We start from the raw sequence: 15,592 nt of genomic DNA on the forward strand, positions 1-15,592 counted from the left end.
CTATCCCCGACACGACAGAGGACGACCGCAAAAGCCATCCCCTTTCTTTCACGATACTAGCATAGATCGGCTGCTATTCCGCTTTCCACCAGCGTTCCATAAAGCTGCTGCCATCCAGATCGAGGTTCGAGCCGAATTTTTCCGGCGTGCCGACGCTGGGCCGCGTGGCAAAGACGTAGGAGGCAAACATCGGGATCGCAACGCCGCCCTGATTGGCCACGATGTCCTGCATCTCGCCATACATCTGGCGGCGTTTGTCGGTGTCCAGCTCGGCCCGCGCCTCGACCAGCAGCTTGTCGAATTTTTCGTGCGACCAGAAGGATTCGTTCCAGGCGACGCCAGACTGGAACGCCAGCGAGAACATCAGATCTTCGACCGGGCGACCGGCCCAGTAGCTGGCGCACCAGGGTTTCTTGGTCCAGACCTCGGACCAATAGCCATCATTGGGCTCGCGTTTGACGGTGACATTGATCCCGCATTTCGCTGCCGAGTTCGAAATCAGCGTCGCTGCGTCCACCGCACCGGGGAAGGCGGCATCTGACGACGAAAGCTCGACATCCAGCGAGTCCAACCCGGCCTGTTTCAGATAGAACCTCGCCTTGTCGGGGTCGAACGTCTTCTGCTCAAGCTCGGCGTTGAAGTATTTCTGGCCCGATCCGATCGGGTGGTCGTTACCAACCGCGCCATAGCCCAGCAGAATCTTGTCGACCAATTCCTGCCGGTCGATGCCCCATTTGATCGCCTGACGGATGTTGTTGTCATCAAACGGCGCAGTATTCGTCAGCATCGGGAACGAGTAATGTTGCGTGCCCGCCACCGAATGCAGCGTGACATTGGGATCGCGCGAGATGAATTTGGCGGTTTTCGGGTCGACCTTGTCGGCGACGTCAACCGTACCTGCTGACAGGGCCGCCATACGCGCGGTCGTGTCCAACAGCACCAGCAGCTTCCATTCATCCACATGGGCGACATCATCGTTCCAATGGTTGGCATGACGCACCAGATCGGCTGAGATGCCGGGCTGGAAGTCGGTCAACTGATAGGCCCCGCAGCCAATGCCCGACTGCCAGTCGATACTGTCACCTTCGGCGGGCAGAATGGCAAAACGATAGTCGCTGAGGATCGCCGGAAAGTCCGCATTGCCGCCTTCCAGTTCAAATACGATGGTTTGCGATCCGTCCGCGCGGACCGATTTGACCCCTGCCAACAGCGGCGCACCGGTCGAGGTCGAACCCTCGCCCCGGTGATAGTTGATCGACGCGATCACATCGTCCGAGGTCACACTGCGGCCATTGTGAAACTCGACCCCGTCGCGCAACTGGAATGTCCAGACCGAGGCATCCGGCGACGCTTCCCAGGATTGAGCAATCGAAGGTTGCACATTGCTGTCGGCGTCAACAGCCGTCAGGAAGCCGTTCATACCCAGGCTCAACGGGATCAGGAAGCCTGCCGAGATCTGCCCCGGATCCAGTTGTTCGGTGGATGCACCGTGGCCGATACCTGCGACCATGCTGCCACCTTTGTTGGGTGTCGCAGCGATTGCCCGGTCGGCCAGCAAGGTTGCAGCGCTGACGGTCATCCCGGTTGCCAGTACACCACGCATGAACTGGCGGCGGTCCACCTGACGCATTTGCAGGCGGTGTTCCAGTTGCCGCACATACTGAAATTTATCCATTGCTTGACCTCCCCTGGGCATGGATGCGTTGGCCCAAGGATTGCGCGCCCAAATGGGCTTAACAATAACGCCAGATTATGCTTTCTTTAGCGAGTTTAAGCGAAAGACCAACCCGCATATGCATGAACATCTGGCAGCGAACTTGCGTCATCTGTGCGCCGATCACCCTTCGGTTGCTGCGGTGTGCAGGGACATCGGAATCAACCACCAGCAATTTGCCAAATACCTCAGCGGTCGCAGTAAGCCCTCGCCCAACAACCTGCGCCGGATCGGTCGGTTCTTTGGCATTGACGAGCATATTTTACTGGGCGACCCGGCCGAGTTGCGCCGTCACACCACCCGATTGGCCAAAACCGAAGCCGACCGACGTCGGGACCCGCTGATCGACGTGTTTCCGGGCGATCTGCAAAGATTGCGACCTTTCCTGGGATCGTATAAGGTGTTCTTTCGCGCGCCCAACGATCGGACCAAAGTGATTGTCAACGTAGCCTTCTTGGATGAGCGCAACGGGACCGTCTACAGCCGAATTGTCGAAGCGCTGAGCGAAGGGAAATCCTCGACGCGTCGCTGGACCCGGTGTGATGGAAAAGCGGCCTTCCGCGCCGGTCAGGTATTTGTCGTCGACGCCGAGCGCGGACCGGACGCACCGCTTAGCCTGTATATTCTGAACAAACCACACCGGGACAAATCGCGCCTGTTGTTTGGCACAATGTCCTATCTGGCCTCGCTTTCGGGCCGGGCGCCGACCTCATCACCTGTTGTATGGAAGAAGGTTGAAAGCTACCGCTCGGTCCGCGAACTCTTTGCCAATAGCGGCAGCTTTGACCTGCACAGTCCAAGGGTCGAGTCCAAGATCAGCCAGCATCTGAGTCCGGCATCGGGATAAGGGCAGTCTTCTGCCAACCGATCACCCCAGATAGTCGCGCAGTTCTGGCGGCGGGTTTTCGAATAGCGGGCCAGTCGCTGCCGGAGGATGCGCCTGTCCGTTGGCGACAAGCACGGTTTGACTTGCGATCCGCCGCGCATCCTGCGGGTCGTGGCTGACCATCATCAGGGTCGTTCCGGTTTCCGCCAGCAAATCCGCGACAAGGTCCAGCATTTCTGCCTTCAACGCAGGTCCAAGGGCCGCGAAGGGTTCGTCCAGCAACAGTAGCTGTCGCCGCTGCACAAGCACCCGCGCCAAAGCCACCCGGCTTTGCTGGCCACCGGACAACTCGGCTGGTTTGCGTGCCTCGAACCTGGACAGGGCCGCGCGCGCCAGTGCAGTCTGAACCTGCGACTGCTCAGCGTCAGTCAGGCGTCCGTTCGGACGCAGGCCCAGGGCCACATTCTGCGCGACGGTCAGATGCGGGAACAGATTGCCGTCCTGAAACAGCATCGCAACCGGGCGCTTGCCCGGCGCGAGGTCGGAAATCCGCGCGCCTTGCCACAGGATCTGCCCCTGCCTGAGATCGCGAAACCCGGCGATCGCCTCCAGCAGCGTTGACTTGCCCGCACCGGACGGGCCGATGATCGCGACGCTGGCACCCGCCTCGACCTCAAAACCCGCATGCAGCGAGAAGCCGCCATTTTCGATGACGCATCCCTCAAGTTTCAGCATGTGCTCGCCCTCCGCGATCCAAAAGCCAGAATGCGCCCATCGACAGGACCAGCAACAACAGCGCCGCCCCTGCAGCAGCTTGCATCTGATACGCCCCCATCAGGCGGTAAATCTGCAGCGGCAGGGTCGCAACCTGCGGGTCGGCAAACAAGGCAATCACGCCCAGATCGCCCATCGACAACGCCGCCGCCAACCCTGCGGCAAAGCCGATTTGCGCGCGCATACGCGGCAGCAGGACGCGCGTGAAAAAGGTCCATTTGGTCATATCCAGCGACAGCGCCAGCCGCCCGTGCCGGGTGACCACATCACGCGCAGCAGGCACCAGAATGCGCAGCGCAAACGGCAGCGCCATCACCGCATTCACCAACGCGGTCACGGGCAAGGCCAGCGATGTGGGGCTGATCACCGGTCGGATTAGAATGAACAGGCCTGTGCCGATCACCAAGGGTGAGGCTGCAAGGCCCAGAATGCCGCTGATTTCGACAATGCCATGTCGTCCGGTTGCAACCGCCATCGCCATGGGCAACGCCAGCATCAGCAAAACGGAGGTACTGACCGCTGCCACCAGAACCGAGGTCAGCGCCGCGCGGAAGACCAACGCGGGCATGTCGAAAATCCCGCCGATCCCCGAGATCACGACCGCCGCCAGCGGCAACAGCAGAAACGCAGCCGCGGCGATGATCCAGAATGTGTCGAAGACGGGTGCCCCTCCATCCCAGCGGCGAATGGCCCGGTCCAGCCCGGTGCCAAACCCGTCACCCCGCGAAAACCGAAGGGCAGCCAGGGCAGCAGCAGCTGTCAGGGCCAGTTGCAGCGCGGATAGCAGCGCGGCGCGGCCCAGATCGAAATCGTAGGTGAAGGATTGATAGATCGCCAGTTCGATGGTTGTCGCGCGCGGCCCCCCTCCCAACGTTAGGGCGACGGCAAAGCTGGTCAGGCAAATCGCGAAGATTACCGCCAGCACGCCAGGCAGGATGCGTTTCAGCATCGGCAGTTCGATCAGACGGAACATCGCCATTCCGTCACAGCCCAGCTGCGCGGCCAGACGGAACCTCTCGGCGGGGATTTCCTGCCACGCCTGCAGGATCAGCCGTGTGGCAAGCGGCAGGTTGAAGAACACATGCGCCAGCACGACGCCGTGCAACCCGTAGATCCGTATCGGCGGCAAGCCAAACAGACCCAGAACGTCGGAAATCCAGCCCGCACGGCCAAAGACCTGCAACAGACCAAGGATTGCGACGATGACCGGCAAGATAAACGGGGCACCCAGCAGCGCGATCAGCGCGCGCCGCCCCGGAAAGCGCCGCCGGGCCAGTGCACGGGCCACAGGGATCGCCAGCGCCGCGCTGAACAGGGCCGACAAGACGGCCTGCACCAGCGTAAAGCGCAACGCGGCCCAGTCCGCCGGGCCGAACCCGCCGGCTGCATCAGCCCGCAGTGCAACGGCGGCCAGCGTCCCAAGGATCAGCGCAGCGACCAGCGCCGCTGCGCCAACACCCGGCCAGGGGCTTACTGGCTGAGCGCGCCCAGCCATTCCGCAAGCGCCTGATCCCGCGCAACGGCAGCCTCATCCGGGGACAACAACAGTGATTTTTCCGGGGTGATCAGCGTATCGAACCCTTCGGGCAAGCCCGATGCCGGAGTCACCGCCGGATACATCCAGTTGGTCGTGGGAATGATCTGCTGGAACGCGTCCGAGACCATGAATTGCAGGAACTGATCTGCCAGTTCCGGCTGATCCGTCCCAGCCAGTTTCCCGGCCACTTCCACCTGCATATAATGACCTTCGTCAAAAGCCGCCGCCGCCTTGCTGGCGTCTTCTTCGGCAATCAGGTGATAGGCAGGCGATGTGGTGTAGCTGAGGACCATGTCGGCCTCACCTTCCAGAAACAGCCCGTACGCCTCGGACCAACCCTTGGTCACGGTTACGATATTGTCGGCCAGACCGGCCCAAATCTGGGGCGCGTCATCGCCATAGGCCGCCTTGACCCACAGCAGCAGACCCAGACCGGGGGTCGAGGAGCGCGGGTCCTGAATGATGATCTTGGTGTCGCTGTCGGCCAGGTCCCGGAAATTCGCAGGGGCCGCAGCATCGGCATTGTGGACAAAGGCGAAATAGCCCCAGTCATAGGGGGCAAACACGTCATCCGACCACTCGATCGGCAGCGCATATTCAGCGGTCACCGCGCTTGGCGCGAACAGGCCGGTTTCCTTGGCGGCTGTGATCAGGTTGGTATCCAGACCCAACACCACATCCGCGTCCGAGCTTTCGCCCTCAAGCCGGATGCGCGACAGAAGCGCTGCGCCGTCTTCAACGCCAACAAGGTTCAGGTCACAATCGCAGACGGCCTCGAACGCCTCTTTGACCTTGGGACCGGGGCCCCAATCCGAGACGAAGCTGTCATAGGTGTAAACGGTCAGCTGAGGTTTGTCGTCCGCCATGGCGGCTGTTGCACTCAGAATTCCCGCAGCAATCAGCAGATGTTTCATGTCATCCTCCATTGCGGCGAGAGGGCAAGGATGGATGAACCGTTACCTTTCCCTCCGCCGGTTCTAGCCGGTTCAGGTTCAACGGGTTCGCCCATGGCATCTCAGCGTTTTTGTCACGCACCCCGAGGTAAAAGCCTGACTAGGGGGGAACGGATCAAAAGACAACCAGATTCGCTGCCCGCAGGTGCCGCCTGAAAGGGCCGCGTCGGGCCGAAACCGGGCAGGAAATTTCCGATAATGCCCAAAACAAGGGCCAAAAAAACGGATTGTTTTGCGCCTGATCCGATTTTTGGGAAATTCGTCCTGTCTGAGCGCTGGTCATTCCACTGAAGACCCCATATGAGGAACGCCACGCGTTTAACAGGCAGAAAAACAGTCCCGTGTTCGACCTTCCCGCGCAGCGCGCGCATCTCTCCGAAAAATATGATCTTGCCCCCTCGCCCCAGCTTGCTGAAAGCATGAGCGACATCTACGACCGCATGTCCCGTGTGGTGTCGCCGATGGATTGGGCGATCTACGCGCCCTACGTCAAAGCGATCAACGATCTGAAGGCCAAGCGCAACGCGGTCATTCTGGGCCACAACTACATGACGCCCGAGATTTACCACGGCATTTCGGATTTCGGCGGCGACAGCTTGCAACTGGCCATCAAGGCGACCGAGGTCGAGGCCGATGTGATCGTGCAATGCGGTGTGCATTTCATGGCCGAGACGTCGAAGATTCTCAGCCCTGACAAAACCGTGCTGATGCCGGATATGGAAGCCGGATGCTCGTTGGCGGAATCCATCACCGCCGAAGGCGTCGAGGAAATGCGCCGCCGCTATCCCGGCGCGCCGGTCGTGTCTTATGTGAACACCACGGCCGAGGTCAAAGCGGCCTCGGACATCTGCTGCACCTCATCGAACGCGGCGCAGATCGTTGCGGCGCAGGACAGCCATACCGTCATCATGACCCCGGATCAGTATCTGGCCCAGAACGTGGCGCGCGACGTGCCGCAGAAGAACGTGGTCTGGTGGGAAGGTTCATGCATCGTGCACGAGCAATACAGCGCCAGCGATCTGCGCGACTTCCGCGAATGGAACCCCGGCACGCGTCTGATTGCCCATCCCGAATGCCCGCCGGACGTGGTGGCCGAGGCCGATTTCTCGGGCTCGACCAGCGGGATCATCAAATACGTCACGGATGAGAAGCCGGAAAAGGCGCTGCTGATCACCGAATGTTCGATGGCGTCGAATATCGCGGATTCTCTGCCCGAGGTCGATTTTGTCGGCCCCTGCAACATGTGCCCCTACATGAAGAAAATCACGCTGGAAAAGGTGCTGTTCGCGCTGGACACGATGACCGGACAGGTCGAGGTGGATGCAGAAGTGGCGGACAAGGCCCGCCTGTCGGTGCAGCGCATGATCGACCTGTCGCGCCATTTGGGTATTTGATCGGCGATATGCAAACCGTTCAGACACCGCGTGTGGTGATCATCGGGGCCGGGCTGGCGGCGGTCTATACGGCGCTGAAACTGGCCCCCTGCCCCGTTGTCATGATCTCACCCGAACCGCTTGGATCCGGCGCAAGCTCGGCCTGGGCGCAGGGTGGTGTTGCGGCGGCGATGGCGCGAACGGACAGCCCGCAAGCCCATGCCGAGGACACGATGCGCGCCGGGGCCGGGTCGGTTCTGCGTGAGGTGGCCGAGTTCGTGACCAAGGCGGCACCTGAACATATCCTTGATCTGTCCGATCTGGGCACCGGGTTCGACCGCACCGCCGATGGCGGCTTTGTGCAATCGCGCGAGGCAGCGCATTCCGCCGCGCGGGTCGTCCGCGTCAAGGGCGATCAGGCAGGGGCCGAGATCATGCGCGCGCTGATTGTGGCCCTGCGCGAAACGCCTTCAATTCAGGTCATCGAAGGCGCTCTGGCGGTTGGGTTGGAAAGCGACGGCGCGCAGGTCAGCGGTGTCTATCTGACCAGCGCCGACGCGCCGGGCGCACCACAGGTTCTGCTGCGCGGGTCGGCGCATGTACTGGCGACCGGCGGCTCGGCGGGTCTTTATGCGCAAACCACCAACCCTGCGCGCATCCGGGGTCAGGGTATCGGCATGGCCGCGCGCGCCGGTGCGCGGATTGCGGATGCCGAGTTTGTCCAGTTCCACCCCACCGCCATCGACGTCGGCGAAGACCCCACCCCGCTGGCGACCGAAGCCCTGCGCGGTGAAGGGGCTGTTTTGATCGACAATGACGGGCATCGGTTCATGCCCGACATCCACCCCGATGCCGATCTGGCCCCGCGCGACACCGTTGCACGTGCCGTCTACACACAGGCGCAGACGGGCAAGCGCCCGGCGCTGGACACCCGCGCGGCGATTGGCGCACAGATCGCGGACCATTTCCCGGCAGTGACCGAGGCCTGTCTGCGCCACGGTCTCGACCCGGTGCGCGATCCGATCCCGGTGACCGCCTCGGCCCATTATCATATGGGCGGCATCGAAACCGATCTGGCGGGCCGCAGTTCGCTGAACGGGCTTTGGGCCTGTGGCGAGGCGGCCTCGACCGGGTTGCACGGCGCGAACCGGCTGGCGTCGAACGGATTGCTTGAGGCGCTGGTCTTTGCCCGCGCCTGCGCACAGGACATTGCAGCCGTTGTTTCCCAGCGAACTGCACCAAAGGTTGATGTTACGCTGACCCCCGACGCCGCAACCGAACAAACTCCGGATCTGGCTGCCCTGCGCCATGCCATGACCCAGCATGTGGGCGTTGTCCGCGATCAGGCCGGTCTGCATCGCGCCCTGACCGAAATCGCGGCGCTTGAGGCCCGGCATCCGGACTCCGACGTATTTCTGAACATGACCGCCACCGCCACGCTGATCGCCGCCGCCGCGCTTTTGCGCGAGGAAAGCCGTGGCGCTCATTACCGTTCTGATTTCCCCGACCTTACCCCCGGCCCCGGCCAACGCTCGGCCCTGACGCTGAACGAGGCGCTGACCCTGCGGGACCGCATTGCAAAGGACGCAGCATGACCCATCCGGCCCTGCCCGACATGATCCTTGAACCCCTGGTGCGCTCAGCACTGATGGAGGATTTGGGTGCCTATGGCGACATCACCACCCAGACCGTAATCCCGTCGGATACGGCCTATGCGGCCCGCTTGAACGCGCGCGAGGATGCCGTGGTCTCGGGGATGCAGGTCGCGGCGCTGGCGTTCCGTCTGATCGACCCTTCGCTGGATATCTCGACACATATCGCGGATGGCCAGCCCTGCGCCAAGGGCGATACGCTGATCGAGATCACGGGCAAGGCATCCTCGATCCTGTCGGCGGAGCGCGTGGCACTGAACTTTGCCGGGCGGCTGTGCGGCGTGGCAACGTCCACAGCGGCTTTGGTCGCGGAAACCAAGGGCACCCGCGCGCGCATCACCTGTACGCGAAAGACCACGCCCGGCCTGCGCATCGTCGAAAAGCAGGCCGTGCTGCATGGCGGTGGGTTCAATCACCGTTTCTCACTATCGGATGCGATCCTGATCAAGGACAACCACATCGCGGCGGCAGGCGGCGTGCGCGCGGTGCTTGAGGCGACACAGGCGCGCGCCTCGCACATGATGAAGGTCGAGATCGAGGTGGATACGCTGGATCAATTGGCCCAAGTGCTTGAGGTTGGCGGTGCCGATGTTGTGCTGCTGGACAACATGTCGCCCGAAACCTTGGCCGAGGCAGTCGCGCTGGTGAACGGTCGGTTGGTCACCGAAGCCTCGGGCAATGTCACGCGCGAAACGGTGGCTGCCATTGCAGCGACCGGCGTGGATTTCATATCCTCCGGCGCGCTGACCCATTCCTATCGCACGGTCGATCTGGGTCTGGATTTCTAGGCCCGATCCGTCGCTCTTAGCGCATGACAAACGGATCCGGGATCGGGTCGTCGCTGGTGCGCAGCCAGACCGACTTGATCTTGGTGTAATCCAGCGCCGCTTGCAGACCCCCTTCGCGCCCGTGGCCCGACAGACCGTGGCCCCCAAACGGCGCGATCGGGCTGACGGCGCGGTAGGTGTTCACCCAGACAATCCCCGCACGGATGGCGCGGATCATGCGATGCGCCCGCGTCAGGTTCTGCGTGAACAGGCCCGAGGCCAAACCGAATTGGGTATTGTTGGCGATGGCGATGGCCTCGGCTTCGGTCTCGAACGAAACGACCGACAGGACCGGACCGAAAAACTCGTTGGTCAGGCTGTCGGCGTCCGGCACGTCGGAACAATCCAGAATGGTCGGAGGAAAATAAAACCCGTCGCGGTCAATCGGCTGCCCACCGGTTACCAGTCGGGCACCTTGAGCAACAGACCGCTGGATCAGGTCGACCGCAGTGTCCCGCTGACGCAGCGTGCACAGCGGGCCGACCTCGGTCGACATGTCGTCGGGGGCACCGATCACAACCGCCTCGGCCTTGTCCTTAAGACGAGCGAGGAATTCCTCCTTGATCGAGGCCTGCACCACCAGCCGCGACCCGGCGACACAGCTTTGCCCCGTTGCCGCGAATATCCCCGACACCTGTGCATTCACGGCGCTTTCGATATCGGCATCCTCGAACACGATGAACGGGGATTTGCCGCCCAGTTCCAGCGAGGTTGAAGCCAGATTCTCGGCCGAATTGCGCACAATATGGCGCGCAGTCTCCGGCCCGCCGGTAAAGGCGACATGCGCCACTTTCGGGTGGCTGGTCAGCGTTGCCCCTACCACCGGTCCACCAGTGATGACGTTCAGCACGCCCTTGGGGAACCCGGCCTGATCGAAGATGCGGGCAAATTCCAGCATCGGCGCGGGGCCTTCTTCGGATGCTTTCAGCACCACGGTACAACCCGCCGCCAAAGCCGGGCCGATCTTGACCGCCGACAGGAACAGTTGCGAGTTCCAGGGCACCACCGCCGCCACAACCCCGATGGGTTCCCGGCGCAGCCAGACCTCCATATCCGGTTTGTCGATGGGCAAATGCGCGCCTTCGATCTTGTCAGCCAGCCCGGCGTAATACCGATAATAATCAGCGACATAGGCGATCTGGGCCGAGGTCTCGCGGATGATCTTGCCGGTATCGCGGGTCTCCAGCTCGGCCAGACGCGGGGCGTTTTCCGCAATCAGATCCGCCAGCCGGGCCAGCAACTTGCCACGGGCAGTGGCCGTCATCCCTGCCCATTCAGGCGCAAAAAACGCACGATCTGCGGCCTCAACGGCCTTATTCACATCCTCCGCACTGGCCTCGGGCATCTTTGCCCAGACCGCGCCGGTGGCGGGGTCCAGACTGTCGAACTGCGTCGCCCCATCCGAAAAAGCGCCATCGATATACTGTTGAAACTGCTGCATCTTATGGCACCCCTTTACTGAAACGCCGGCATGACGTCTTTGATAAACCGCTCAAGCGAGGCTTTCTTGCGCTCGAACGGCATGCTGGAGTCGATCCAGAAGGAATACTCATCATAGCCAAGCGCCTGATAGTGGCGCAGCCGATCGATGACGGTGTCGACTGTGCCGATGACCAGATCACGCTCCATGTTTTCCGGGGTATAGAAGGGATGCGCGGCAATCTCATCGTCGCTCAGCGGGTCGATCAGGCCCTGCGAGATATCGCGCTTGTTCATGAACCAGACCCCGAAATAGTTGTAGAACCGGTTCAGCTCGACCGCCGCCTGTTTCACGTCTGCATCGTCCGAGGCCACATAGGTGTGCATCAACAACATGATTTTGGGTCGTGCTACATCAGGAAACTTGGCGCAGGCGTCGTTGAACTTGACCATGAGGCTTTCAACCTCGTCATCGCCGTTCCAAAGCGGCGTCACCTGCACGTTGCACCCATGCGAGACGGCAAATTCGTGGCTGTTGGGATCGCGCGCCGCGACCCAGATCGGCGGGCCGTCTTTCTGAACCGGCTGCGGGGCCGAGGTGGTCTTGGGAAACTGGTGAAACTCGCCCTCATGCGCATAGTCGCCCAGCCACAGCTTTTGCACCGCCGGGATCAGCTCGCGCATCCGCTGGCCGGCTTCCCAGGCGTCCATGCCGGGCATCAGACGTTCGTATTCAAAGCTGTAGGCCCCGCGTGCGATTCCCAAATCAAGACGGCCCTCGGTGATGATATCGGTCATCGCCGCCTCACCGGCCAGACGGATCGGGTGCCAGAACGGTGCAATCACGGTGCCGGTGCCCAGACGCACATTTTTGGTATGGCGCGCCACGTCGATCAGGTTCAGGAACGGGTTTGGGGCGATGGTGAAATTCATCCCGTGATGCTCGCCCGTCCAGACCGCGTGCATCCCGCCCTCATCGGCGATTTTGCACAGTTGGATGAACTCGTCATACAGCTGCTTCTGGTCCTGATCCGCCGAGATCCGCTCCATATGCGCAAAAAGTGAGAATTTCATGTCCGCTTAACTCCCCCGGTGAGAGGCTTGACCCGCCCGCTCACCTCATTGCCGTAATACACCCCGAAATTCCCGATCTGACTTTCCGCCGCAAACCGTTCCAGCATGGTGCAGAGCGCCGGGTCCGACACATCCATCAGTGTGGACGGGCTAACTTCTGTGAAAACCCCGTTAACCGGTTCACCGCCGTCGGCCTGACACAGAAACGAGATATGCTGCTGCTGGCGCGCGTCGTCCTGAAAGACGGAGTAGATAAAGCCGGGCTCGGCATTCACACCGCTGTCGGCGATCAACCGGGCAAGAGCCGCGTTTGCGCCGCCCGAGACATCGTCGGTATTGGGAATGGTCAAATAGCCGTTGCCATCGTCCTGTAGCAGGATCTTCCCGTCGCGCTCGATCAGGGCCGACACCACCATGTCCGAGCGTTTGCTGAGCGCCCTCGCCTCGGCCGCCGGTGTGACATAGGCCCCGCGCGCGTATCCCAGGCCCGGCGCGATATCCTGATCAAAGGCTTTGACCTGACCAATCAGGATCAGGTGATCGCCCGCTTCGACGGTTCTGTGCATGGCGCAATCGAACCACGCCGAGACACCCCCCAGAATGGGCGAGCCATGCGGGCCGGGTTCCCAGTCGACACTCGCAAACCGATCCTCGACCGGGCGGGCAAAGGTATTGGACAGTGCGATCTGTGCCTCGGACAGGATGTTGATCGCGAATTTCGATGTTTTGGCGAAGGTTTCATAGTTGCTGGAGGTGTTGGCCAGACAGACAAGAACCAAAGGCGGATCAAGCGAGACCGAGGTGAAGGAATTCGCGGTAAAGCCCAACGGATTGCCCGCATCGTCATGGGCCGTCACAACGGTCACGCCAGTCATGAAGGTGCCGAAGGCATTGCGTAAGGCGCGCGGGTTGTTCAGCGTGTTCGGGTCAAATTCAATCATGTCAGTTCACCCTGTTCAGATGGCATGTGCAACCAGTCCGTCAGCGCAGCGTTCACCGCGTCTGGTGCGGTCAGGTTTACCATATGTCTGTGGTTTTCGATGATAACCGCGCGCCCGTATGGTGCAGCCTCTGCCATCGCTTGCGACATTGCGGGGGTCGAGTTGGGATCGTCCTGCCCGGTCAGCGCAAGCAACGGGCATTTGATCCTGCCGAACCCGTCAGCATACAGCGCATCACCTCGCGCAAATGCGCCATAGGCGGTCGCGTAGCCGTCAATATCCACCTCCGACAGCCATTGCGCCACGTGGCCCCGCGCGGCGCGGTCGGTCGGTGTGTCCCCGAACCAACGGCGCAGGGGCGTGTCCAGATCGAAGGACCCGGTTCCGATCAGTTCGGCCCGTTCGATCACGGACTTGCTGGCTTTGGCGTCGCGGCAGAACACACCGTTCAGCAAGGCCACGCGGGCAACCCGGTCCGGGTGACACACGGCAAACCCGCCTGCAATCAGGGCCCCCATGGAATGCCCGGCCAAACTGACCCGTTCAACCCTCAGCGCATCCAGAACGGCCAGCAACCAGTCCAGAAACACCGGCAGTCCCGACCCCGAAGGGATGCGGTCACTGCCCCCATGCCCCGGCATATCCAGCGCGATCACGTGATGCGTTTCCGACAGTGCCTCAATCTGCGGACCCCAGGCTGCCGATTGCATGCCGACCCCGTGGATCAGAACCACAGGAGGGGCCTTCCCGGCATGGGACAGGCCCGCCTCGCGACAGGCAACCTGCCCGAAGGGCTCAGACAGCTGCAGGGTTGTCGACGTCATGGCCCAGTTCCCTGAGGTCCTGATAGCGGTCGCCAATACGGTGATGCGGGCGGCCCCCGATGGATGCCCCCAGCGCGATCATGATCTCATCCGGCGCAGGCGCGTCCGCCACTTGCAACTGAATGGTCAGATAATGGCTGCGCCTGCCGCCATCGTTCTTGTCCATCAGCGGGATCTGCATCGACGCATTTGCCGGGCCGCGCGTGTTGGTGAAGGCCAGATAGGATTTGGCCCCGACCGCCTCGCGATAGAAATTGCCGAACCGCAGCGTGTGGATCAGGGCCGAGCCATGTTCGACCTCACCATTCACACCGACAATGGCGGCTTTGCCGTACCCTTCGACCATGTCACCCCCGCCTGCGGCCTCCAGCACCATATCGGTCAGCAGTTTGCCCAGACCCGGCGCGCACTCGTGGATCTCGGGCTTCAGGTCCTCGACAAAACCGCGCCCGGCCCACGGGTTCCGGATCACCGCAACAGCCGCAATCATCCTCAACGGCGTCTCGGCGACCTTTCCCCCTTCGATCAATGTGTTTTCCACATGCAACAGGGTCTTTCGGATTTCGGCGGGCATGGTTCTGCTCCTTACGATTCGGTGCAGATCTATTTGGTATACCATCATACCATCTGTCAATCATACCTTGCGAGCGATCTTCCAAACCGATAGGTATCTGGCCATGACGGAACCCAAACTGACCAAGATAGACCACCCCCCCGCGACCCTGCGCGATATGGTTCAGGAACGGATGCGCGAGGCGATCATCGAAGGCACGTTCGAACCCGGAGAGCGGCTGGTCGAACGCCCGCTTTGCGATCAGTTGGGCGTCAGCCGAACCGTGATCCGCGAAACCATTCGTTATCTCGAAGCCGAAGGTCTGGTAGACATCCTGCCCGGGCGCGGACCCATCGTTGCCGTCATGTCGTGGGAGGATGCACGCCAGATCTACGATATTCGCCGCATGCTCGAAACTGCCGCCGCAGAAAACTGCGCGCGCAATGTCACGCCCGAACGCGCAGGCGCGCTGCGACAGGCGCTGGACCATCTCAGACGCGGGTTTGAGAACAAGGCACCGGGTGCCCTGTTCCGCGCCACGGCGGATTTCTACTCCGAGATTTTCGATGGCGCGGGTCACTACATCGCCTGGGATATCGTTCAGCGCCTGAATGGCCGGATCAGCAGGCTGCGCATGATGACCCTGTCTTCGGACGATCGGGATCAGCCCGGCCTGACCCATATGGAACAGATCTGCGACGCCATTACCTCGGGCGACCCGGTCGCCGCCCGCGCAGCGGTCGAGCGGCATCTGGACGACACCACCAAAATCGCCGAACGGCTGTTTGCATCGGATGAAAGAAACCAAGTTGAGTGAAAAACCCAAAGCCTATTGGATCGCCAACGTCACCGTCACCGACCCCGAGGCCTATAAGGGCTATCAGGATATCGCCCCAGCGGCCTTTCAGAAATTCGGCGCGCGGTTCCTGGCCCGGGGCGAGGCCGAAACGCTGGAAGGCCACCCATGGCAACGCCGGGTGATCATCGAGTTCGACAGTATCGAGGACGCTCGCGCCTGCTATGCCTCTGACGAATACCGCGCAGCACGAGAAAGGCGCCGGGATGCATGTCAGGCGGATATTGCGCTGATCGAAGGCGTCTGAGGCGGGCGCGCTCCGTCATGCT

15 protein-coding genes and 1 riboswitch are annotated in these 15,592 nt (G+C 61.7%); of the genes, 6 read left to right on the top strand and 9 right to left on the bottom strand.

What is annotated here, in order from left to right:
* Positions 1-73 precede the first annotated feature (73 nt).
* Entirely contained in the window at positions 74-1,675 is a 1,602-nt protein-coding gene (locus ACR0MO_RS07085; RefSeq protein WP_480890394.1) for an ABC transporter substrate-binding protein, read from the bottom strand.
* Between the two features lie 118 nt (positions 1,676-1,793).
* Here ACR0MO_RS07085 and ACR0MO_RS07090 point away from each other — a divergent pair, with 118 nt between their 5' ends.
* Positions 1,794-2,561: a helix-turn-helix domain-containing protein gene (locus ACR0MO_RS07090; protein ID WP_480890396.1), complete on the top strand. Its 768-nt coding sequence runs from the start codon at positions 1,794-1,796 to the stop codon at positions 2,559-2,561.
* Positions 2,562-2,582: 21 nt separating this feature from the next.
* On the opposite strand, the gene ACR0MO_RS07095 is transcribed toward ACR0MO_RS07090, so the two are convergent.
* The 3 genes from ACR0MO_RS07095 to thiB are packed head-to-tail and all read right to left on the bottom strand — an operon-like array spanning position 2,583 to position 5,765.
* On the bottom strand, positions 2,583-3,275 hold the full coding sequence (locus tag ACR0MO_RS07095; protein ID WP_480890398.1) for a thiamine ABC transporter ATP-binding protein: 693 nt from the start codon (positions 3,273-3,275) through the stop codon (positions 2,583-2,585).
* Positions 3,262-4,809 carry a thiamine/thiamine pyrophosphate ABC transporter permease ThiP gene (locus ACR0MO_RS07100; protein ID WP_480890400.1) on the bottom strand — a complete coding sequence of 516 codons (1,548 nt, stop codon included), beginning with the start codon at positions 4,807-4,809 and terminating at the stop codon, positions 3,262-3,264. The genes ACR0MO_RS07095 and ACR0MO_RS07100 overlap by 14 nt, the downstream gene beginning before the upstream one ends.
* On the bottom strand, positions 4,785-5,765 hold the full coding sequence (gene thiB, locus ACR0MO_RS07105) for a thiamine ABC transporter substrate binding subunit (protein ID WP_170622591.1): 981 nt from the start codon (positions 5,763-5,765) through the stop codon (positions 4,785-4,787). The genes ACR0MO_RS07100 and thiB overlap by 25 nt, the downstream gene beginning before the upstream one ends.
* Before the next feature lie 31 nt (positions 5,766-5,796).
* A riboswitch (TPP riboswitch) is annotated at positions 5,797-5,900 on the bottom strand.
* 245 nt (positions 5,901-6,145) lie between these two features.
* Here thiB and nadA point away from each other — a divergent pair.
* The 3 genes from nadA to nadC are packed head-to-tail and all read left to right on the top strand — an operon-like array spanning position 6,146 to position 9,617.
* A complete protein-coding gene (gene nadA, locus ACR0MO_RS07110; RefSeq protein WP_170622590.1) occupies positions 6,146-7,198 on the top strand; it encodes a quinolinate synthase NadA in 1,053 nt (350 codons plus the stop codon).
* 8 nt (positions 7,199-7,206) lie between these two features.
* Positions 7,207-8,772 (top strand): L-aspartate oxidase, encoded by a 1,566-nt coding sequence (locus ACR0MO_RS07115; protein ID WP_170622589.1) that lies wholly within the window; start codon positions 7,207-7,209, stop codon positions 8,770-8,772.
* Positions 8,769-9,617, top strand: a complete 849-nt coding sequence (gene nadC, locus ACR0MO_RS07120; protein ID WP_480890404.1) for a carboxylating nicotinate-nucleotide diphosphorylase — start codon at positions 8,769-8,771, stop codon at positions 9,615-9,617. The genes ACR0MO_RS07115 and nadC overlap by 4 nt, the downstream gene beginning before the upstream one ends.
* 16 nt (positions 9,618-9,633) lie before the next feature.
* On the opposite strand, the gene ACR0MO_RS07125 is transcribed toward nadC, so the two are convergent.
* Genes ACR0MO_RS07125 through ACR0MO_RS07145 form a run of 5 tightly spaced genes read right to left on the bottom strand, consistent with a single transcriptional unit; the run spans position 9,634 to position 14,488 of the window.
* Complete coding sequence (locus ACR0MO_RS07125; protein ID WP_480890407.1) at positions 9,634-11,097, bottom strand: aldehyde dehydrogenase; 1,464 nt, start codon at positions 11,095-11,097, stop codon at positions 9,634-9,636.
* Positions 11,098-11,111: 14 nt separating this feature from the next.
* The gene (locus ACR0MO_RS07130) at positions 11,112-12,149 is read right to left on the bottom strand and encodes an LLM class flavin-dependent oxidoreductase (protein ID WP_170622586.1); all 1,038 of its coding nucleotides are present in this window, start codon (positions 12,147-12,149) and stop codon (positions 11,112-11,114) included.
* On the bottom strand, positions 12,146-13,090 hold the full coding sequence (locus ACR0MO_RS07135) for a flavin reductase (RefSeq protein WP_170630544.1): 945 nt from the start codon (positions 13,088-13,090) through the stop codon (positions 12,146-12,148). Before ACR0MO_RS07135 ends, ACR0MO_RS07130 begins: the two co-directional genes overlap by 4 nt.
* Positions 13,087-13,914, bottom strand: a complete 828-nt coding sequence (locus tag ACR0MO_RS07140) for an alpha/beta fold hydrolase (protein ID WP_170622585.1) — start codon at positions 13,912-13,914, stop codon at positions 13,087-13,089. The genes ACR0MO_RS07135 and ACR0MO_RS07140 overlap by 4 nt, the downstream gene beginning before the upstream one ends.
* Positions 13,886-14,488, bottom strand: coding sequence for an amino acid synthesis family protein (locus ACR0MO_RS07145; protein ID WP_480890412.1), 603 nt, complete (start codon positions 14,486-14,488; stop codon positions 13,886-13,888). The genes ACR0MO_RS07140 and ACR0MO_RS07145 overlap by 29 nt, the downstream gene beginning before the upstream one ends.
* Before the next feature lie 103 nt (positions 14,489-14,591).
* On the opposite strand from ACR0MO_RS07145, the gene ACR0MO_RS07150 reads away from it, so the two are divergent.
* Together ACR0MO_RS07150 and ACR0MO_RS07155 are read left to right on the top strand one after the other, a co-directional pair.
* Entirely contained in the window at positions 14,592-15,284 is a 693-nt protein-coding gene (locus ACR0MO_RS07150) for a GntR family transcriptional regulator (protein ID WP_480890414.1), read from the top strand.
* Positions 15,277-15,570: a DUF1330 domain-containing protein gene (locus ACR0MO_RS07155; protein WP_480584133.1), complete on the top strand. Its 294-nt coding sequence runs from the start codon at positions 15,277-15,279 to the stop codon at positions 15,568-15,570. Before ACR0MO_RS07150 ends, ACR0MO_RS07155 begins: the two co-directional genes overlap by 8 nt.
* Positions 15,571-15,592 lie beyond the last annotated feature (22 nt).

The organism is Ruegeria sp. K5, assembly GCF_056531805.1.